The sequence below is a fragment of the Aliagarivorans taiwanensis DSM 22990 genome, from assembly GCF_000429505.1.
GTDB classification, from domain to species: domain Bacteria; phylum Pseudomonadota; class Gammaproteobacteria; order Enterobacterales; family Celerinatantimonadaceae; genus Aliagarivorans; species Aliagarivorans taiwanensis.
Window position 1 is genome coordinate 1 of sequence record NZ_AUBZ01000051.1, and the last position, 20,352, is coordinate 20,352.

At 49.5% G+C, this 20,352-nt stretch carries 23 protein-coding genes; 8 read left to right on the top strand and 15 right to left on the bottom strand.

Annotated elements, in window-relative coordinates; all coding sequences use genetic code 11:
- Positions 1 to 690 (bottom strand): hypothetical protein (locus tag G462_RS23410; protein WP_035478350.1); only part of this gene is annotated, 690 nt, incomplete at its 3' end.
- 8 nt (positions 691 to 698) lie between these two features.
- On the bottom strand, positions 699 to 1,667 hold the full coding sequence (locus G462_RS0118715; RefSeq protein WP_026960346.1) for a hypothetical protein: 969 nt from the start codon (positions 1,665 to 1,667) through the stop codon (positions 699 to 701).
- A 106-nt stretch (positions 1,668 to 1,773) separates the two neighbouring features.
- Between G462_RS0118715 and G462_RS0118720 the strand changes: the two genes are divergently transcribed.
- The 3 genes from G462_RS0118720 to G462_RS0118730 are packed head-to-tail and all read left to right on the top strand — an operon-like array spanning position 1,774 to position 6,049.
- On the top strand, positions 1,774 to 2,562 hold the full coding sequence (locus G462_RS0118720; protein WP_026960347.1) for a hypothetical protein: 789 nt from the start codon (positions 1,774 to 1,776) through the stop codon (positions 2,560 to 2,562).
- Positions 2,552 to 4,231 carry a P-loop NTPase family protein gene (locus G462_RS0118725; RefSeq protein WP_026960348.1) on the top strand — a complete coding sequence of 560 codons (1,680 nt, stop codon included), beginning with the start codon at positions 2,552 to 2,554 and terminating at the stop codon, positions 4,229 to 4,231. Before G462_RS0118720 ends, G462_RS0118725 begins: the two co-directional genes overlap by 11 nt.
- 54 nt (positions 4,232 to 4,285) lie before the next feature.
- Positions 4,286 to 6,049 carry a helix-turn-helix domain-containing protein gene (locus G462_RS0118730; RefSeq protein WP_157378680.1) on the top strand — a complete coding sequence of 588 codons (1,764 nt, stop codon included), beginning with the start codon at positions 4,286 to 4,288 and terminating at the stop codon, positions 6,047 to 6,049.
- Positions 6,050 to 6,271: 222 nt separating this feature from the next.
- Here the strand turns inward: G462_RS0118730 and G462_RS0118735 are convergent, their stop codons facing one another.
- The 4 genes from G462_RS0118735 to G462_RS0118750 form a co-directional block, all read right to left on the bottom strand.
- Entirely contained in the window at positions 6,272 to 6,592 is a 321-nt protein-coding gene (locus tag G462_RS0118735; protein WP_026960350.1) for a hypothetical protein, read from the bottom strand.
- Between the two features lie 96 nt (positions 6,593 to 6,688).
- Positions 6,689 to 7,504 (bottom strand): peptidase associated/transthyretin-like domain-containing protein, encoded by an 816-nt coding sequence (locus G462_RS0118740; protein ID WP_026960351.1) that lies wholly within the window; start codon positions 7,502 to 7,504, stop codon positions 6,689 to 6,691.
- Positions 7,476 to 9,185, bottom strand: a complete 1,710-nt coding sequence (locus tag G462_RS0118745) for a hypothetical protein (RefSeq protein ID WP_157378681.1) — start codon at positions 9,183 to 9,185, stop codon at positions 7,476 to 7,478. The genes G462_RS0118740 and G462_RS0118745 overlap by 29 nt, the downstream gene beginning before the upstream one ends.
- 113 nt (positions 9,186 to 9,298) lie before the next feature.
- Positions 9,299 to 9,982 (bottom strand): hypothetical protein, encoded by a 684-nt coding sequence (locus G462_RS0118750; RefSeq protein ID WP_026960353.1) that lies wholly within the window; start codon positions 9,980 to 9,982, stop codon positions 9,299 to 9,301.
- A 79-nt stretch (positions 9,983 to 10,061) separates the two neighbouring features.
- Here G462_RS0118750 and G462_RS0118755 point away from each other — a divergent pair, with 79 nt between their 5' ends.
- Positions 10,062 to 10,742: a hypothetical protein gene (locus G462_RS0118755; RefSeq protein WP_026960354.1), complete on the top strand. Its 681-nt coding sequence runs from the start codon at positions 10,062 to 10,064 to the stop codon at positions 10,740 to 10,742.
- Positions 10,743 to 10,837: 95 nt separating this feature from the next.
- Positions 10,838 to 11,083, top strand: coding sequence for a hypothetical protein (locus G462_RS0118760; protein ID WP_026960355.1), 246 nt, complete (start codon positions 10,838 to 10,840; stop codon positions 11,081 to 11,083).
- Positions 11,084 to 11,234: 151 nt separating this feature from the next.
- Here the strand turns inward: G462_RS0118760 and G462_RS0118765 are convergent, their stop codons facing one another.
- Together G462_RS0118765 and G462_RS0118770 are read right to left on the bottom strand one after the other, a co-directional pair.
- Positions 11,235 to 11,744 carry a hypothetical protein gene (locus G462_RS0118765; protein ID WP_026960356.1) on the bottom strand — a complete coding sequence of 170 codons (510 nt, stop codon included), beginning with the start codon at positions 11,742 to 11,744 and terminating at the stop codon, positions 11,235 to 11,237.
- A gap of 1 nt (position 11,745) precedes the next feature.
- Positions 11,746 to 12,024 (bottom strand): hypothetical protein, encoded by a 279-nt coding sequence (locus G462_RS0118770; RefSeq protein WP_026960357.1) that lies wholly within the window; start codon positions 12,022 to 12,024, stop codon positions 11,746 to 11,748.
- Positions 12,025 to 12,106: 82 nt separating this feature from the next.
- Here G462_RS0118770 and G462_RS0118775 point away from each other — a divergent pair, with 82 nt between their 5' ends.
- From G462_RS0118775 to G462_RS0118785, 3 genes are all read left to right on the top strand, one after another.
- Positions 12,107 to 13,744, top strand: a complete 1,638-nt coding sequence (locus tag G462_RS0118775) for a hypothetical protein (protein ID WP_157378682.1) — start codon at positions 12,107 to 12,109, stop codon at positions 13,742 to 13,744.
- 121 nt (positions 13,745 to 13,865) lie between these two features.
- On the top strand, positions 13,866 to 15,113 hold the full coding sequence (locus G462_RS0118780; RefSeq protein WP_026960359.1) for a ParA family protein: 1,248 nt from the start codon (positions 13,866 to 13,868) through the stop codon (positions 15,111 to 15,113).
- Positions 15,110 to 17,086, top strand: coding sequence for a hypothetical protein (locus G462_RS0118785; RefSeq protein ID WP_026960360.1), 1,977 nt, complete (start codon positions 15,110 to 15,112; stop codon positions 17,084 to 17,086). The genes G462_RS0118780 and G462_RS0118785 overlap by 4 nt, the downstream gene beginning before the upstream one ends.
- Positions 17,087 to 17,103: 17 nt before the next feature.
- On the opposite strand, the gene G462_RS0118790 is transcribed toward G462_RS0118785, so the two are convergent.
- The 7 genes from G462_RS0118790 to G462_RS0118830 form a co-directional block, all read right to left on the bottom strand.
- Positions 17,104 to 17,451, bottom strand: a complete 348-nt coding sequence (locus G462_RS0118790; RefSeq protein ID WP_026960361.1) for a hypothetical protein — start codon at positions 17,449 to 17,451, stop codon at positions 17,104 to 17,106.
- A gap of 232 nt (positions 17,452 to 17,683) precedes the next feature.
- Positions 17,684 to 17,872, bottom strand: coding sequence for a hypothetical protein (locus tag G462_RS0118795; protein WP_026960362.1), 189 nt, complete (start codon positions 17,870 to 17,872; stop codon positions 17,684 to 17,686).
- 11 nt (positions 17,873 to 17,883) lie between these two features.
- Positions 17,884 to 18,141, bottom strand: coding sequence for a hypothetical protein (locus G462_RS0118800; protein ID WP_026960363.1), 258 nt, complete (start codon positions 18,139 to 18,141; stop codon positions 17,884 to 17,886).
- A 121-nt stretch (positions 18,142 to 18,262) separates the two neighbouring features.
- Entirely contained in the window at positions 18,263 to 18,580 is a 318-nt protein-coding gene (locus G462_RS25160) for an ASCH domain-containing protein (protein WP_169720194.1), read from the bottom strand.
- 7 nt (positions 18,581 to 18,587) lie between these two features.
- Complete coding sequence (locus tag G462_RS24695) at positions 18,588 to 18,740, bottom strand: hypothetical protein (protein ID WP_169720195.1); 153 nt, start codon at positions 18,738 to 18,740, stop codon at positions 18,588 to 18,590.
- Positions 18,741 to 19,357: 617 nt separating this feature from the next.
- Positions 19,358 to 19,546, bottom strand: a complete 189-nt coding sequence (locus G462_RS0118820) for a hypothetical protein (RefSeq protein WP_026960365.1) — start codon at positions 19,544 to 19,546, stop codon at positions 19,358 to 19,360.
- Positions 19,547 to 19,923: 377 nt separating this feature from the next.
- Positions 19,924 to 20,232 (bottom strand): hypothetical protein, encoded by a 309-nt coding sequence (locus G462_RS0118830; RefSeq protein ID WP_026960367.1) that lies wholly within the window; start codon positions 20,230 to 20,232, stop codon positions 19,924 to 19,926.
- Positions 20,233 to 20,352 lie beyond the last annotated feature (120 nt).

Consider the following 20,352-nt stretch of genomic DNA (forward strand, 5'->3'; position numbering starts at 1 on the left):
CTGCTGGGGTTGGCCGCCCTGCTGGGGTTGGCCGCCCTGCTGGGGTTGGTTGTTCTGCTGGGCTTTATTTTTGAGTTTACTTAACCCTTCTTTGACTAACGCGATGGCGACCGATTCGGCGCTTAATCCGTGATATTTGTCTGCCTCTTCATCGGTAAGGCCCCACCCGCCAATAGCTTTTTGGAATCCGTCAGGCAATTCAAGGCCTATACCTTTGATTAATCCCAGGTTGTTGACGATGTCTTGCGCAATATTGGCTACCTTGGCTAGCTGGGGAGATGCGAGTCGTTCAATGTCTTTATTGAGTATGTGAAACAGTTCATGCAGCAATACGAAGATAACTGCGTTGGCCTTGTGGGGTTGGCCGCTGTCAATCGCCGCTTTATCCAAGGCCCTTAAGTTTTCGTACATGGGAAGCGCCATGTAGACACTGCTGCCATCGGTGAACGCCGTCTCGCATGTATTCAAAAACACTGGGTGGTCGTACAGATAAAATGGCGTGCCGCGAGCGAGCACGCTGAACTCCTCGAAACGAGGGAAGCCGTGTTGGTTATTGCTGCGAATATGCTCAGCGTAACGCTGCATTTCAGCTTGCTTTTTGGGGGACGAACAAAGCCTTGCGGTACCCACAGCTTGTCTCACTTGCTCCATGGTAATTGTCGGTTTATTTTTTTGCTCAGTGCTGGCCATGGTTACTCCTAAAAATCAAAGTAGGCGCTGGGGTCAAAGCTGTGATCAACTTTGTCTTCGCAGTCATTGAGCACCTGATCGACAATTTGTCGCTTAATGCTTTCCTGTAGCGTGTCGGCCACTTCGTCGTTACCCATGGACCGTAAAAATGGGACAGCTTCAAACTTATTGCGGACAATTAGCCCTTCTAGCGGGACCTCCATGGCAAGGCAATTGGTTATGTTTTGACATACTTCGGCGTTATTCCCATTAATCAGCATGCCGGCTAGGTGCTCTCTTGCGGCATGATTAACAGTGCTTCTCGAAAAGACGGCACGCTCACTGATGTTTACGCCAAATGGACTTAACGCGATAAGTGACTGGGCGAGCGGGATGTTGTCTTGAACCTGCTCTTGTGACAAGTGAGGTTGGACATGCGCGCTGAGGTATGCGATGTGCCGGTCGCCTGTTTGCTCACCGACGCGGTGTCTTTCGGCGTTGTTTGGCTGCACGGTGTGCTCAAGTGCAGACAGGGCATCGAGTATCAAATGCGCGCCATTGGCAGAGGTCAATTCAAGGAAGCTGGGGATGTGGATCAGGCCATTCGGTAGACGTTGTTGTGCAACTAGCGAGGGCATCAGGGAGGTATACCCCACGCTCAGTAGTCGCGCGCAAGCCTGAGACATTTGCTGTTCACAAAGCCCTCCTTGCATGCCGAGTTCTTGGGTGCGATGCAAGCCAAACACCACCAAATCGGTAAAAGGTACGCCACTGATGACTGGCATGTCCGCAGGTCCGCTGTTGGCCTTAGCTTGAAGCTGTATAGCTGTGCGTAAGGCGAAGTCAGCGAACTTCTCTGGATTGAACTTCTTGAAAAACTGGGTGGTGATAATCCGCTTTCTTTCTGAAACGAGCTGCTGCAGACGCTCGGGATTGTGGAGGGCCATCTGCTGCATGGCTACGTAGTTTTTAAACGGTGCATCTCCGGCAATATCCATTCTGTCTCCCAAATCCGCATTGAACATGTAAATGGCGATCTATTCAGTGTGCAGTGTATATTGTATAGTATCTACAACTTGGTAGAAAGTGGAGTGTTAATACGTTATGGAAGCGGTGGATTATTATCAAACGCCTGTTCCTGTAGAGCTGAGGATGCGCTTGGAGGAAACGACGGGCTTCAGTGTCGAGAGTGGCAACGCGCTGGCTCGGGAGTTAAGTAGGCGGCTATGGCGACAGAGTGTTCTGTTTTCGCAAGATGAGGTTTGGGTAACGAAAGTGAAGGCCACTTTTGCCAAACTAATGGGGTACCCGATGCCGCCCTCAGATCTCGATAGTGTATCGAACACCAACTGCTACTACGGCTATCATGATGCCAGCTACTCTCCGCTCACCTTTATTACGGATCAGTTAACGCGGTTGGGCTTGCAGCTAAGGGTGCCAGTATGCCATGCGCCGCGCCATTCAGATGATATGCTGACGTTGACGCCCCCGAACATCCATCAGTCAATTGCAGCATACACGCTTAACTGCGCTGAATTGACTCGCTCACCGACAGGTGCGCTACCTAGTTTGCTTAAGCGCATGGATGGTTTCTTTGATAAAGCGAGGCTGCCGGTATTGGTACTATCGCACTTCAACAAGGCCAGCCCCATGCTTCAACAGTTGTTTGTTCGTCAATATATCCTTCATCCTCCGGCAGAGCTGTCACGCCCTATTGTACTGCTCACGGGGGAGCTTCCTTCAATGACTCAATTGATTACGTCATCCGATGACAGCGTGCCAGAAGAGTCGTGGGACGAGTTGGTAGGCACGGTATTGCCAGTAGCGGTGGACCGCTCTGTATCCGAAGCCCTGAAAGCCCACAAGACAAAGGAGTATTCGCATGGTGCATAATCCGAAATTTAGGGTGAGCCAGTTACAGGAAAAGCCGCCTGCTATCAACGAGATTGAAGAGCAAACCGGGCTTGAAGCTCGCACGGTAGGCTCTATCCTTCCGGTGGTCAAAAAAGACATCCTGCGCACCTGGCATACTGGTGGTAAGGATCAACAGGTCGACGCACGTGTGGAGTCTGCATGGGAGAAGACCTTTGGCTATCCGTTTAATGCAGCGAGTGAAAAAATCACGCCGATAGTCATCAAGGGGCCACCTGGACACGGTAAAACCACGACATGGCGGGTGGCTTGTCGCGAGCTTGCTCAAGAAATGGGGGTGCGCTATTGGCAAAATCCCACGACTGAGCAGCTGCCAAAAGTGGCGCCAGAGGATGTGGTGCTGGTCATGGAGGATATGGCAGGTGAAGTAACCGCGTCTGCGCTTAGAGGTGTTACTCATATCAGCGAGCAGAATGGTACGTCTGTCAGTAGTTTTGCGCCGCCACAGCGGATCTTGTTTACGCGAGACCAAGATTGTTCTGTGTTCTTATTGGATGACCTCGAAAACGCGATGGTCAACGTTAAGAACCGAATGCTGAGTGCGCTAGAAGAGAAGAAGATCAACGATGTGAACTTGGGAGAGCGCTCCTATGTCGCAGGCACCGGTAACTTTGGTGGAAAGATCGATGGAACCAACACCACCAAGGAGAGCTCTGCCCTAACCTCTCGAACTCAGGTGTTATTTGGTTACGACACAGTCGGCAACTGGATGGACCGGGCGGAACAGCGTTTTGATGATAGTATCGGTACCGCTTACGTCGTTGATTACCTCATGGAGCACCCTGGTAATTTCCATCCTATCCGTGATCCAAAGGCGCGTGGTCCAATTGCGACGCCAAGGAGTTGGGATGCGTTTCTCAATAGGATGAGGGATATTATAGGGGACTATGAAGCTCAGGTAGGCGCCGGCTTAAACCCTCCACCTCCACTTGACATGATTCGCATGCAGGCCAGTGCATCCCTTGGCAAGGCGTTAGCTACCGATCTAAGTGCGTTTTATCAAAACCTCTTTTCTGTTGCCCGTCCGGCAGCAAAGGAGCTGCTGTCGAAGGCTGGGTTATCAGACAACACCCGCGCACTACTGACAGATGTGGTCGTAAATCAAAAAGATAGCGCAAGTTACACCGCTACACGCGCTTACTTATCGACAGTGATGAAAGCGGCGGCCCCGAAGGTGTTTGATGGCTTAAATGTGAGCCCGGACGCGACTGAAGAGGATAAAAAGCTTGGCCGTGCAAAAGCCGGCTTCTATCTGCGCAAAGTAGCAGAGGCGTGTTTTGGCTCAGGGATGGTTGCAGGAGCAAAAGGCAATCTGGTTACTCAAGCTTTACAAGACTTCTCTCGTGATGTCATCGCGATTGCTGAGCAGACGGACGCTGTCACCTTTGATTTTGGTCACTTCAATAGTAATGGAGAGCCTCGCCTTGGGGTTGATCTATTTAAAGCGCTAACGAACTTCTGTAGCAAGGTAAATAGTAGCGATCATCCCCACGGTGAGGCGCTAAACGTTGTGGCAAAACATAGTAAAGGAGGCGGTTTGACAGCCTTGGAGAGCTTTTTGAAAGACGGTCTTACTGCTACCGAGCAAATCCAAGATGCACAGGAGGCTGCCCACTTAGCCATGTCGTAGCCGCCAGCTTGGTTTGATTGAAAAGGTCTGCAGAGTATTGCAGGCCTTTTTGGTTTGTCTGAATTAGACATATCCGCCCTGTATTGCAGTGCATTCTATTTGCTTGTTTGTTCATCGTTAGCTCGCCTTTTGCATTTGATGGGGAGCGGTGTAAGCCAGAGTTTCGTGGTGCTAGAAACAGGTGCTGGTAACGAAATCAGAGCATGTCGCGAGGCCGTCAACACATTAAAAGCAGGAAAACTCAAAGAGTGGAAAGAAACGAGCAGTTATCACCAGAGGACTATCACCGCCACAATTCCCGTGTCACATTTGGCCCTGCAACTTACTCCCCAGTTTCATTTATGGCACCGATATACCATAATGAGCGTTCAGCATTCGAGGGATATGTTTATGCTTGACCATTCAGCCATTGAAACCACGGTACCCGGACTCTCAGATAGGGCTAAAGCACTGCTTACTGAGCTAAATATCCACTCCGGCTTCTCAACTTTGCGCGAGCTGGCCGACGCCACAAAGATGAGTAAAACCCAGCGCTACCGAGCCTTGAAAGAGCTAACCACGCTCGGTTTTATCACTGAATTGGATAACCCAGAAAAAGCTCGTGAGCCGTTCTTGAAGATGACTAGCTTTGCGCTCAGCTTTCGCACTGACCGACTGGACATCCACCAGCAGGGATTGAATGCAGGGTATTTTTGCTCGCTACTTTTAATTCGAAATGACGCCTGGGCCCAGGCTCAAGTGAGTGTTCTTGGCTGCGGGATCAAGCCGTTGCTGAATGCACAGGTTGTCCGCTATCAGGCTGACCTAAATAAACTGGCCATTAATATGCTGCAAGACATTACTGCAGGTTGTGAGTTTTCGATGATTGGGCTTGCTGATTTCATTTGGGAAGTATTTAACCTCGATTGGTTAAAGCACAGGGTTCAGCCAGGTAATGCCACCGACCTATTTATACGCGCCGCAGAACATGATGCGAATGGGGTCATTGATGACAATGAAGAGCGTTGCGCAGAACGCATCGGCTATACCGGCCTGTCAATTCACACCCTGCTTGGCAAGGTTCATCGGCCGCGCTGCATTTCCAATCCAGATACCGAGCGAGCCATTAAGGTTTTAGAGCGTTTGTGTAATCTGGTCGAGCCCATTCCTCTTGGCCGGTATGTGAAAAGCGCCATTGATTACCTGCGACTCGAGTCGGTATCGAGTCTTGTATGGGCTAAGCCGTTATTGGATAGTGAGGATAAGCTTTATGCCATTGCCAGAAATCAACTCAATCTGGATGGTACTGTACTGCCAGGTCATCAAAAGGAGTTGCTAAACCTCATTAAGAATTACATTTTCAAGTTTCCAGCAACGGACCTCTCTCGTGGTCATGAGTGCGCGATCCGAATTTCAGCCATTGCGAAACTCTGGTCCCAAGGGCTTCTTTTGTCTCACGGGCCTAACGAGCCAACGCGCAAGCTGTATATCGGTCATAGGCCAAACGGTTTCACTGGTGTTCACAGCTTGAGCACATTTGCGCCTATCCAGGCTCTGTGTGGATTTAAACAAAGCTTCTTGTTGTCGACATTGGCTGTGGATGACGTCCTCTCGTCAGTAGAGCAAGCAGGCAAGATACAGAGCGAGTTAAGTAAAGTTACGCATGTGGTTATTGGTGATATTTCAGACCGGGGGGAGTTCATTAAAGAACTTAACCTATTGAATTTTTTCTTGGGTGGGATACTGCCAGCGCGCTACATCCGTGCGATTTTACATAAACCTAAAGGCAAATTGGTCGAGATTAGCGTTAAAGGCTGGTGCGTTTTGGGGGCTCTGTGATCACCCTCCTTCGGCTCGGACCCACCTTTCCATTAAAAAGGTGAGCAAACGAACCGATGGCCACTTGCTCCAAGGGGGAGCCTGCGGCTCGAAGGTTATTCATACTCTTGTAGTCATGACGACACCGGAATATTTCCTTAGTCATATTTATTGGGGAGTAAGGCAACGACTGAAAAAGTACTGAGACGCGGCTAACAGAAAACCCGCCCAAGCGGGTTTGACTTACTTTAACAGCAGCTCTATCAGCTTAATCCATTGGCGCTTGAGCCATGATTGGCAGTAGTCATTACAAGGCGTACCTTGGGCATTGGCGTTGAGAGCCATTAGCTCAAACTGACCGTTAGTTCTCACCATTAACTCACCGATTGCCAATACGACCAAATACGAGTTGCTCAGCGGCATTCGATAAACACTCCGCATAGCGGAAAGAGCATTTTCGGCACCATGCGAGCCAGTTGGGTCGAAGATAACAGCTTGTTTGCTTCCAAATGTCAGAACGTTTCCTTCTGCTTTAATAGACTCCGAAAATAACGTCTCTTTCATTGTCCTTTCCTCATTTTGTTTGCGGTCAAGGGGGAATGCGTCGCTTCATGCGCCAACTTCGACTAAAAAAATGCCCTATCACGCCGCCAAGCGGTGCTACCTAGCAACTAATTGAACAATCACAATCTGCTTCGGCTTTCGCAATAGCACTCGTTGTTCATGGGGGTAAAAACCATCCTTGGACACTCGTACCAAATAAGTCCCATAAGGTATGCCTTCCCCTCTCACATACGTTTCGTTAGAGTCTATAAACTCTACTTGCGCACTCGATGGCACCGGGTTAATGAATAGCTGCCCTTTTGGCAGGGCTGGCTTTTGGGGTGGCGCTTCGGTAGAGGACTTTGAGGTGTCAGCGTTTAGATCGATTGGGCTGCCGGGGCTAAAGTCTTGCAAAGTTAGTTCATTGATATCCTGATAATGGGTAATTGCATCAATGATATGCACATTCGCTCGGTCTGCGAATTGCACACTCAAATATTCACTCTCGTTATCGAGCTCTACGGTGCCTTGCCAGTTCTCTTGTAGGCGCGAGGTTGGTGATACTATCGCAACGTATGAACCCTGCTGATACTTTGCACCGCTCACCAAGCCCACGCGTTGGCCGGCCTCGTGAATGAGATAGCCTTCGTTAATGGGAGTCGGTACAAACACCTGTGTTGCTGGCAGCGCCTTGTCTGACAGAATGTACTCAGAGGTTCGATTGAGATACCAGTCATATACTTTTTGCAGACGCGTTTTTATCAGTCCTTGCTGCGGCAGCGCCCCACTTCGACTCAAGAGCTCTTGCTCCACCAGCGCACGCGTATCGCTCTGGCTAGCCAATGCGGTTCCGCTGACTACTGCGGCGGCAAAAGCTAATGCCACATAGAGGGGGAGCTTAGTGCTAAGCTTGCTTAGACATATGTGGAGCATAAGATCGGATCTCTTTTTCATTGAGCATGGCAGCGTACTTGTCGCCATTGTGATTTAACACGGCATCCAAGAACTGTTCTATGGTAGTGCGGTTAGCCTTAAAGACGCGTTCCGCGGTCAAGCTCTGCCACTCATCAGTGGGGCAGCGAGCGATATAATCTCTCAATCGAGTCAATAGGCGGCGCGCATTAGATTGCGCATCGACGGCATCACTTAAGACACTGTCATTAACTTCATGCTGACGGTCATATTTAAGATCGTCAGGGTGGACACCAGATAAGGTTAGGACCAGATCGCTCGACAGGGTGCGTAAGCTAAGCGGTAATAAGCGCATGTTCATGTGCTGCACGATATTTTTAGGTTGACCCATAATGGAGCCAAATAGTGAATAACGGGGATTGATGACTCGGGTTAGCGAATACAATACGTCCGGCTCTTCATGCTGAGTAGGCGCAGTAAGGTTCAAGGAAAAACGGGCAGCGCGTTTTACGTAAACAAACCAATCGTTCGGATTTCCGCTTTGGTTGCGTGAGAAACTATATACACCAGAGCGACCGATGTAGGTGGCATTCGGGAAGTTAAATTTATGCAGATCTTCCGGTAAATCCTCAAGTTTTAAATAGTGGTGCAGCTGGTTATCGTAGCAGTCTACTGTCAGGTCATAATCGATTTTAAGTTCAGCGACTGCGGCGCCTTTGGGAGCGGCTTCATTCTTACCTAAGATCTGAAGCTCAATGTTGCCGGTAAGAATTTTCAGGGCCATTTTAAAGTCTGCCACCAGCGCTCCATCCACTATCTTTGCGGTAAACTCCGTATTTGGACCGAGGCTTTGATTCGCTGACGGTATGTTAATTCGTTTGGCTATCGCCGTATCATGTAGCTTGGGCTGGATCTCGCAAGCTTCTCTTATTCGCTGCTCTACCATTGCGACAATATCATCTAAGCGCCCACTCGCGTTCTCTACTTTGCCATTGGCCATGACCAAGCGTGAAGTTTCTTCACCTAACTCTGAGCGAGGGGGGACATTACCATCTGATAATTTCGGGACTATCCTAAGGTAGCGGATTTGCCGCACTAATAGCTCCTCTACCCCAGCGAACAGCTCAGGCATCACGCCGCTGTTCTCAAATGCCATCTTCATCGTATCAAACTTCACTCTCTCGGTATGAAGACGCCGCTCTAACCAGCTGTCGAGCTGAGCCAACTCTCTGCGGGCGCGGATCTGAGATATCGGTGAGCGCTTGAATCTGGCTCGCAGCAACATCAGTTCGGTAATAGGCGAGCGCAACCAGTCAATGGCCATGCATTGTTCGTGTGCTCGGCGGCTACGCTGAAATCGAAGTAACAGAAGGGCGATCGCAAAGACATAAGGAATAGAGCGTTGGGTGAAAGAAACTTCTGTTCGGTACGGGTAATGCTTTCTGATGTAGGCCAGCTCTGTCGAACTTGGTCGCCGTTTCGCTGAAATGTCCAGACTTGTGGGAAGCAAGTACGCTTGCGGTTTGACTCCTGGGGTAAGGCCGTTTTGGTACATCACCACCGCGCTCTCTCCACTATGTGGTTGAGGGATGGCACTGTCGGTGAACACTGTAATTCGCTTGGCACCAATGAGTAGGCTGAGTAGCACAAAGGTTGTAACTATCCCTAAACACCAGCGCCACTCTTTTACTAATTGATCCATGTTTATATGAGCCCGGCATGTGCAATTAATGTCATTATTGCACAATACCATATACACCACTAACTGGCATTGTAAATGTTTAATGATATGGCTAAGGCTCAGTTTAGCTAGCGCTAGGTAAGTAGATCACTGTATTGGTTCAATTCGTACGTGATGACAAACTGTAGTGCTAGTGTGGCCCGAAAAGCCCTTAACGTGCGCACTACGTTAGGTTGTTTAATACCATGTTGTTCACCTATCGCTGTGGTGGTGGGGCGCTCAACGCGGGTGTAATAATCCACCAGCATTTGCTTATGAGCCTCGCGCAGCGCTGACGGTCGAAGCTCCATGCTTAGCGATAACACCATGTTCACTAAAGGTGCCTGCGCGCCTTCTGGATCGGTTAAAGTCGCGAGCCAGGTAGAGATAATCGCTTCGCCCATGTCGGCTTTGGCGCGCTCTTCCAGCTTCTCAAAGCCTAGTAACGAAATCTGCAGATCTTGACGGTTCTTTCGAATGCCGGCGAATACGGTTTGCTCAAGAGAATGTAAAAGTGCAAAACGCTGCTCAAGTGTGGCGTGGAACCGCTTAGCGTTTCGCTCGTTGTTTGAATCACGAGAACGCTTTGCTTTATAGGCGGCGGCGCTGACGGCCTCTTTTTTATCTTTGTTGCGTAGCGCCTTTCTGGCTTCAGGCGAGAGAGGTGCCTGCGTGACGTAATCTAAGAAGCACTGAGGCGTTTTGGTTGCCATAAGCGTCATCTTAATCAGTTCGACGACTTCTTGGGGTATGGGGATAGTTAATTTAATGTCCTGCACGACCGTTTGCCAAAGCTGCTTTTATCTTAGGTCTGGTTATATCATAATTGGAACCAATTTCCCAACAAGGATGAAAGTTATGCGCAATGTCAGTCTCTGCTTGTTAGCCGGATTAAGCTGGGTATATCCCGTCATTACACTTGCTCAGGTTGAGTCACGCATCGATCAGTTGTGGCTACATAGCGACCCGAATCAATGGCAAGCCTCGATACCGCTATCTCCTTGGGACAGTCCACACCAGTTGGCGCGGTGGCATGAACTTGATATCTCTTGCCTAACCCCAGTCCAGCAAATCCTATACACTCGAGCAGTCACCCCTCCTCAGCTGGTGGTGATCCCGGGTACCCGTAATTGTGAGATTGAGCGTGGTACAGGTCGTTGGTTGATTTCCCATCAGCAAGCGCAATTGTCTTATAACGATGTGAGTGCGTTACAGATACGGCCTCTCTTTGACCATCAAGAGATATCTCACCGGATCTTGCCGGATTCGCTGGACTACAAGTCCGACGTAGAGTTGCACTATCATGGAGTTGCTGCACTCTACGATGACAGTAACTGGCTGGTTAATGCTGATGTGTGCCAAGAGTTGGCCCAACGATTCTCAATGATGACAACCTACTTCTTACGATTCCTTCCTGGGGAGTTTGACGCATTGCTTGCTGATGAACAGCGTCATCGCTGCCCTATCAACTTTGGGCTATTAACCCTAAATGCAGAGGACGCCGAGCGCGCGATAATGCAAATGCTGGGTTCTATGTAGCCGCCCAGCACGTTTTATATCACATCCATGACTTGTTTTTTCTGGCGTAGTGTGTCATTGTGGTAAATAACTATTACATATCAATGAGGTGACGTATGAAAGCCGTATTACATACTGCGCCTACCCCGCTTGGCGATGTAGGCAATGCGTTGACGTTAGAGTCAACGACCGCTGACGAATGCAAAGCGATCTTCTACCAAGGGCAACACGTTGGGCATCTGATCACTGTAACTGGATATGCCGAAGTGTTTCTTGAGCTAAAGGGGAGCACCAAATCCCTTAGCGCACAAAGCTTTGAGATGCTTAAAGGCGACATTGTCCAATGGGTTGAGCGACGCTAATTCCGGCCTTGGTAACCATTACTCTTGCCCATACCGCCCTGCGTCGAGCAATTGGTACTACTTGCTCGACGCAGGGCGGTATGTTCTGTAAGCGTTCTTATTTGGCCTGCCGAAAGTGGTCTAGCTGATAACTAGTTACACCGCTGGTGGCTTAACCATGGGGCGTCATGTTAGGTGTGGTGCTTGGCTGCCAAGGAGTCGTTTTAGACTGCTGGGCTTCGTTGATTTGTTCATGCTCTCGTACGGCCCGTGACTGTGCTAGCGACTGTAATAAAAACCACGGTACTTCATGCCTAGTCGCAGCAGTTTTGACTTCATCGATTACACCGCTACCGTCTTCTGTCATAGCGGCCGTGTAATAAAGCTCAGCTAGCTTAGCGACTTTGGTGCCCGGCAATGAGTCCTCTAAATTCTCTCGGATCCACGACTCAAGTAGTTGTTGGCATAGGGTGGACTTGTCTAAAAACGTCTCCACATTCACTCCACTCTGCAGCATCATTTCGCCAAGTTCGCCGACTCCTTTAGAATGCATGATGTCATCGAGCAATGCCTTCGCCTTCGTCATTTTCAAATCATGTGGCCGACGCTCCATGATCATATTGAACTCCATCACCACTTCGCTCACTTTATTAATTAGCGCTTCTGCGCTGATAGCACTCATATCACACCTGCTCGTTAACGCTGGACACTGCGACTTCAAATTCATCAATAACGCCGGTGAGTTTCCCCAGGTTATCTTTGATTTCGCGCATGGTCGCCATATTTTTTACCATGCGTTGTTTTTCCTCTGGTAGCTCAATAAACTCATCGACCGCGCAGGTAATCGTGGCTAGGTGCTCGGAGATGGGTTGATAAGCGGGCAGGAGGGATGCGGGAGCCTTGGGCAGCAAAGCCGCCATACGTTGCCGTTGTACTTTAATATCGTCAAGTAGCCTTTGCATTCAGATCCCTTCCTTAAATATATTGTATGCACTATACATTGCATTGTATGATCCATTTAGGTTTACTGCAATGATGATAGCCATGCGATATCTAAAGACACCCTTGTTTTCTACCTGTGATGTCCACTGTCCACCTGACTCGGCCCCTGCCCTGCCATCACTCTACTTTGATCCCCTTGAGGCCTTGCTTGGTAACCCTTCCAGTAATGGAGAGCAAGAGGCCATGTTTAAACAGGAGCTAATTGAGGTTGGTGAGCAAACTCTCCAAACAGCTGGTGATTATCACAATGCCTACAACGCTTGCCTAAATCATCAGCTTGAGTTGGTTCAACTCTCTATACGCTGCTATCTCGCCAGTTTATTGGAGCAACCGAGCGCCTCGGTATCTGTAGAGCAGATTGCGGGATTAGGCATTCAGCCAGCCTTGCTAAGTCGTGTGATGCCAGGATGGTCTGATGAAGATAACGTCCTCAGGCCATTGCCGGTCAGTGTGCTAGAAGCTCTTGATGGCGATGAGGCCCTGTTGTTCGAACAAAGTGAACAGGTTCGCGCGAAACTGGTTCACCTTTTTGAGAAAAGCCAGCAAGCTGAGCCCAGCTTCATGGTCACTCCTCAGGTAGTGGCGGTATTGGATCTTCATTCGCCGGCTCACCAGGATTATGCCCGCGCAAAGTCATCTTATGTCGGTTGTGCTGAGCAAGCTCAACAGTTCATAGCGCGCCATCGTGCGATCGGATTTCGAACGGAAGGAATGACGGGATCGGCAATACCGCTTTCTGAACTAACGCGCTGTACGACCGAGAAAGGGCAATGGCATATTCGGGGGCAGGTTCGAAAGAGTACGGAGCTGCGCTACAGCACGCAATCGCTTTTTGCTTACCGCGTTACCCAGCCTATTAATATTCTCACTATCAGTGCACCGCTTGCGCAGCAGCGTTGGTTTATTACTGAAGATGTCCAAGATAAGCTGGCCGCCCTCACCTACTCCTTAACCGATGCCTTCTTCTCTGAGCTCGCTGAGCTTGATTCACAGTTTGGCGGCTATACCTTGTTTAGCGAGCCATTTACCACTCTGGGAAAGAACGTGCTGCGCGCTGCGACAACCAAAGGCGGGGGTTCGTTCAGTGTTAGCGCAGCGATTGTCGAGGGCCTTGATGATCTTGTAAGAGAAGTTGGCTACTCGCTCGATAACGAAGAGATGCAAGCGCACCCGGACGTCGATCCCATTATGACAGAGCAGACGTTGTTGCAGTCTCAATTGACCACCGTAACTAACAAGCGGTCGGCCCTGCAGACTTCGGTGGACTACGCCAAGCAACTCGCTCAACAACTCGGTGCTGAGCCGGCAACTCAGCCGAATTTTCCAGCAATGACCGGTCAACAGTTTCTTGCCTGGTTAAGCGATAAGCGCGAATCACCGCTTGATGCCGATCTGCAGCAATTACCCGCGCAGGTGCGAGAAGCGCTAGTAAAACTGGATATCCATGCCGTTGAAGTTGAGGGGCATGAGCGGCCGGGGCGAGCATCATCGCTGCTATTTGTGGTACCGGATACCCTGCCCTCGCCTGAGAGTTGCGATAAGGCTGCTGACCACCGATTGACCTCAGATCGAAATGTGGCGCTTTGGGAGCGTTGCCCTGGTGTGTTCAATTCACAGCAAGGGGAGTGCTTAATTGCAGTCTTTGGCGTAATTGACTGGTTGGAACAGAATGCGTCGTAGATCGCATAATTATTAACCATCAAAATAAATATCCCGCTCCCCATTGTTATTTTTGTCCACCAACACGTACAATGGCCGCGTTGATGGACATTGTCTGCACTACATAACCACGAGGATAATAATGAGCACAGTGAATTTGGCCGCAATGGCGGAGCGCGCTTCCGAAGTGCGCAAGGAAGCACGCACGAAGGATGAACTTGGCCAGCTTAAGAAATTTCGTCTCTTCTCACGAACCGAACTGATTGAATCCTTGGGGTCGAGTGAACAGGCGGACAAAAAACTGGTTACCCGGCATATCGCAAAAATAGAAGAAAAGCTCGGTAAGAGCTTTGGGCAGCGCAGTGCTAACAACCATGTTTACTTCACGGTTGCTGAGTGTCATCAGATCCTAGATGAACTGATAGACATGGCACCAAAGTATTTATCTAAGATCCCACGAGCGTTTCGTACTCGTCGCGCCATCACTATGATGATGACGAACCTCAAGGGGGGGACCGGCAAAACCACCTCCGCAGTCCACTTGGCTGTAGCCCTTGCGCTTTATCAGTTCTCCCGACCGCGTATTCTATGTATAGACCTCGATCCACAAGGTCAGTTACACGAGTATATGGACGGTCGCCTTATCAGTTATGAAAGCACTGCTACCCTCGGTGGGGTGTTGGTCGGTGACGTAGAGCCACCAGAGGACAAAAGCCATAAACAGTGGCTGCTCGATGATGTAGTTCGTCCTTCCTGTGTGGCTAATATTGACTATATTCCCGCGGTCCCAGGCGACAAAAAGCTCGAGTCAGTGCTGGCCGAAGGTTTCCATGAGGGCGATTTCAACAACTTTGATGTGTTGAAGGTGCTCGATGAACAGATCGTTGCGCCACTTCGTGATGAATATGACCTTATCTTGATTGACTCGGGTCCACATGCAAACCTGACGGTGGATGCAGGCATGTATGCTGCCGATGTCTTGGTTGTTCCTGCCGCCACGCGCTCCATGGACGCGGAAGCGACCTACAGTTACTTTGATGAGATCTATGAAAAGCATAAGAATCTTGCAGAAGAGCTCGGTAAGGAAGACTACAAAGCGGTCAAGCTTCTACCAGTTATCTATAAAGATAGCCGCCCCGCGGCTCGCCAGATTAAACGAAAATATGCCCGTATTGTCGGCAATGAGAACCTGCTACCGGTCATCAAAGAGCGGGAGGCTTACCAGCAAATGGGCGGCAGCTTTAATACGTCCTACTCCTATCAATCCGCCGCGGATTTCGGTTCCACAGCCTTCAAGGCCGTCATTAACGACTGGGATCTGGTTGCCGCTGCTGTCTTTGATATTTTGGAAGGCATTCAGGACGCTGAAGAGTTTGGAGGTCAACAATGAGTGAAGGATCTGAACGGCTGCTTGCAGAGAAAGTCGTTCCGTTCCTCAAGGGGGAGTTGGCTTCCATCTTCCACGAGGAGCTGCGCAAGCTCGCCGTTGAAAAGTTTGACAAAAAGGGTGGCGTCTACAGCGACAAACTCTCGGAAGACGTTAAGCCCAACAGCGCTGAACAAGCGCTGAGCACCCAAGGGCGTCAAAGCCTTGCTAAGTTGCAAAGCATACTTAATGGGCAGCGCTTGAGGGATGCGATGACGCCGCACATGGCTAAGGCTATCACCCCGACATTGCAGGGCTACGTCGAAGATGGGTTTGAAGATCGCCTCTCTTCGGTACTCATGTCAATGTCCGAGTCTTTGGCCAGCAAGCCCAAAGCGGTTGGTAAGCAGTCCCAGTTAGTCATTTCGGCCATTGATAAATCATTATCTGGTAAAGCGCCAAATCAACGAGAACGTGAAGCGTTGTATGCCCTTCTGCCGGTATTAACTGATGCCGCCCTAGAGCGACAAATGACTGCGCTCAATGATGGCGGGCCGCTGGAAACGGTATCAAGTGTCGCATCCAATAACAGCAATACCGATCTCAGTGAGCAAGAGCGTCAATCTTTCCTGTCCACGATATCTGAGCTGGAGAAAAAACTTACCGCTGCACGCGATCACATCAAGAAAACAGATTCGGGTAAACCAGAAGAAGTCGCAAAATTAGAAGGCGAAATCCTGCGTTTACGTGGTTTGTTTGAGAAGGCGCACACCAGTAAAGTCGAGCACTTTCCGTCGGGTCCTCGCGAGTTAAAACTGGTGTATTTCTACGGCAATCAAGCGCTGCAGATTAAAATTGACCCCTTGAACACCCGCGATCAGCGTTTGCTTAATAAGGACGGGGAGGATGATGCCGGGGTTGAAGATATTGCGCGTACGCTGAGAAATAAGGCTGAGCCTCGAATTAATCGCCCGGGTTATGGTAGCTATCTTAACGAGCGGGATGCAGAGAACAATTGTCCATCGGTGATTGATTGCTCACGACGTACCGCGGCTTACATCAAAGTGTTCAGTGAGAATCCTGATCCATTCTTGGTGCCGGGCAAAGAAGTGGGTATGCCTATCTGGATGCCTGCCGATGATAAGCCATTTACGCTGGTGGAACGCCGTCATCTTCTATCTGTAGAAGGCGCGTCGCGCCAGCATACGCCACACGAGCAATATAAAACTGTCGTGCAAGTATTAGCGGAGTCCCCTGACGCGACAGAGCCCTTTATCTTGAGCTGCCTCTCTGGCGGTGCGTCAATCCCGACGGCCCGCCGCTTAAAGCTCAGCGCTCAAACCGGTATGTCCGCCGATGTGTTTGACCAGTTCGATGCGCCACAACGAATCACCGTACGTGCGATTGCTCGGCTGTCTGCGTTGTATCAGCGCCACCAACAAGCCGAGATTAGTGTGGCATTCGGTGATTTGGTTCAGTATGCAGTAGAACAATTGGCCGACCGTCTCGCGGATAAGAAAAGTCGAGCATCGGCTGATAGCCTTTTTCTTGGCGCGATTGATGAGAATGGTTACTTAAAGGATGACCTGGCCAAGGTGCTTGCTGAGGCGTTAACCGCTGAGCAGTTGTCATCTCTGCGTGCGGAACCTGTTCACTCAGCGTCTCCCGAGCATGTGAGCTTAGTTGGCCACGAGGATAGCCTGTCGTCGAACAACTCTGAAACTCAGTTATTAGGTGGAGGGGCTCTGTCAGGAAATGACGAGACAGCACAGAAGGATGAGGCTCCTCGCCCCCACAGGCAGATTGCATCATCGAGCACCACGCGAAGTAAGCTCGCCAACGTGCAATCTACCAGTGGTGAAAAGCGGTTGAAGTATGTACTGCATAAAGTCGAATCTGAGGGGACGGCTCAGCATACCCTTCAGTTCGAAAATCTGTCACCAAGCCAAGAAGCAGAGTTGGTGGCATACCTTGTTAGTTTTGCCGATAAGTTATAACCCTACCAAGCCCCGCTCTACGGGGCTTTCTTATCAGCGTTCTTAGACACCGAGCGAAATACATATTGCGGCAGACTCAGGCGGTTATATGCCTCATTAAGGCGTCCGTCTTCTTTGATTGGCAACTGGCCGGATTGATCGGGTACTAAAATTTGAACCTTGCGCTGCGGATATGCCGTGGGGCGTTGTTCATAGAGCGTTGTCCCCAGCCCTGTATATAACTCAGGATCCTGTGGGTCGACTTCCTTTAGGTAGAGGGGTAGAGGTCGTTTCTCGGCATCCCTTATCATGTTAAGGCGAAGGCCTAGCGTTAAACCGTTTTCGAGTGCGTCCTTTGCTACTTGGTTTACTACCAGCGCCACCATCTAACTCTATTGATTTAGTGAACAGTACTTCGCCGTACTGTTCGACCTCTTCGAAAAAATCTGCGTCACTCTCGCCCGAGGATCGGGGATCTTTGCTTTTTGGCCACAGACAGAATGAGCCATCAAAGACACCGCCCGTCAGAGCTGCCTTGCCACACTCATTTAGAGCTAGTGTCAGCTTTCTCGCGGCACGCTGCTGTATATCGTTCATAGCAGTGTGGATACCCTTACTCTAGGTTTTCGCATTTACGACAGTGACAACCTTCGCACCACGCTCTACTAAACCGTTGTTGATCTTTTCTATGGCCGCTTTAACTTCTTTCGGCTGATCTACAGGTGCAATAACTACAACGGGCTCGCCTTTAGCTGCCTTGTCGTTTAGCACGTCCTGCATATCAACAATTGGTCTGTCATTGCTCATTGCTGTTTGCCTTACTCTATAAACTGATTGTCACGAAGCCACTTTAATGCGTTATCTTGATCCGCATTGCTGAAGTCTGGTTGTTGCGCAATGTTCATCAGCTCGATAACTAATTTTTTTGAGGGGCCATCTAACCTAGTTGATGCGTCCAACATGGCTATTTTGTATTTTGAGCTGCAAGCCGAAGCTAAGGCATCAGCCAAGAGTTGCGACGATCCGCTATGGCGATGTTCTTTCAGTATTGAAATCACTGTGTCTATGATTACCATTTTTCCCCCTACCTACGCTGCCAGTCAGGTTTACTAAGTTCGTCGTAATCGTCACTTACATCAGTACCATTTCCGATGGTACTTAACGGCAGACTGCTGAAATTCATTCTATTGGGATTCCTTACTCGTTTGGTAGCTTGAATCTGAACACTGTTACTGGTTCAAATCCGCTAATACATTTCTCGTAGCAGCGTTCGAGTTCTTCTCTCAGTTCCTCCGTGGAATTGAACCCGTCGGCCACAGCCTCTGACAAACCTAAATCACGAAGTCTCACCTGCCTGATCTCAGTAATTTCAACCTCACATGCTGTCATTTCAGACCGACACTCTAATGCCGCCGGACCAAGCTCCATCGATGGCCATGAGCCTAAGCGGATCGTGGTTCGCTTACCTCGTTTGATACCGTCATAGTTGGTTTTATTAAAGTTCAATGACTGCACGATACCCTTACTCGTTTGATTGCTTATAGTCGGCTGCAAATCGCGCCAAAATGCACGCTGCAATCGATTGGTCTTCTTTATTATCTACAACCACACCAGATCCATCTGAGTGAGTGACTATCACTAGATCGCCTTTGATTTCGACAGTCCAATCTTCCATCTTGTTGTTTCCTTCATCTACCAGGCGTGTGCGCACTGGCTACATTACATTGCTCAGCTATCTGCCTATGACTTAATAGCTGATTGAATGAGTCGGCATTGTTCATCACTCAACGTCGAAAACTTTGCAGCCAATGCGACGGCTACCGAACGTCTTTCTGGGGAATGGCCAATAAGACTCAATTTGACTGATGATTGGCTTATTCGTACCAATCTATCTATATCTTGTATCGAGTCCGAATAGTGCTCTCTCAATGCTATATCCACACTCTCTCGCAAGGCTCTATTGCCTAGCTCAATAGCAGACAATTGAGCTGTCGACACACCCAGCTTTTTTGCCATATCAGCTAGTGTTTCATCTGAATCAATTCGAGCTTTAGCCAGTGCTTTACCAAGCGGAGTTCGAGCCATCCTGTCACGTTTGCCTTACTCAGTTTCGTTTAACATTTTTCTGATCGCGTTATGCAGATTAGCGTGATCAGGAGTCGTATCTAGCACCACTTGCAGCATCATCCGTAAGCTGGTGTTTTGGGTTGTTAACAGCTGTTTTTCTAGTTGCAGATGCGCGATCTGTTGCTTCAGGGTTAGCTTTGCCATTCAGCCGAAGTTCCCCTTGTCTTAATCTGCCTGAGAAATGGCAACAGTCGTCACCACTCCATTCTCAAATTCTGTTTGCACACCGTCAGCTTTAGCGGCCTGCAATGCAGTCGTAAGCAATCCAGTCAATTCATTGATTACCTCGTCCGTGGACATACCTCGTACCTCGGCGGCATTGATTACGTCATCGCTAAATGTGCGTTCTGGCATCAGTGGTTTCCTTGGTGAGGGGGCGGCGAACCGCCCGTTAGCGTCAGTTATCTTATAGGTCGGTCACAGTCATGAGATTTTCGATCATGGGTACAACTAACCAGTTTTGGTCGTGGTGATCCCTCATCAATAGCACCCTAAATTCGCGCCCGTCTGCTGATTCAGTACCCGGCTCATATACTCGACCAACAATGATAGTATCCCCTGATTTGATTTCTGTCGCTCCTGACTCAACTACACATTGATCGTAAGTGTCGGGCAGAAAATCATCATGCTTCTGGAGAGCTTCGCATATGGCTTGCTCTAATGGCACCGCCAATTGCGGGGGTAATTTGTTTATTTTAGGTATTCTGTAAACCTTCATGTCCGTAGTTGCCTTAGTCCTTTACGGACAGTTTATTTTTGAGTTCTGCAATCTCAGCCTCTAGCTCTTTCATCTGCGATTCTTTCTTGGCAAGAACGGTGGCTACATCGTTAGCATCGTTCCATTTCTGAGCCAGATCTTCTTTCTTAGGAGAGATGGCACAACTGCTGCTAACTTCATGGCCACAGCCAGTGCATTTCCCTCCACCGATGTTCGGTGCGCTATAGCCGTAATCGAAAATGGAAATTTCGTCACAGCCACACTTGATGCAGGGGGCGACTGTAATGGTGCGCGTTGCTATTTCAGTGATTTCGAATTCCATTGTTCAGTACCCTTACTCAATATTTCGTTTCATTTTGTGCCCAGGGGCGAAACAGCGAGTCCTGTCCTTGCTGATCCGCCAGCCCGCATTGCGAGCTTGCTTAGCCACCTCAGACCAATT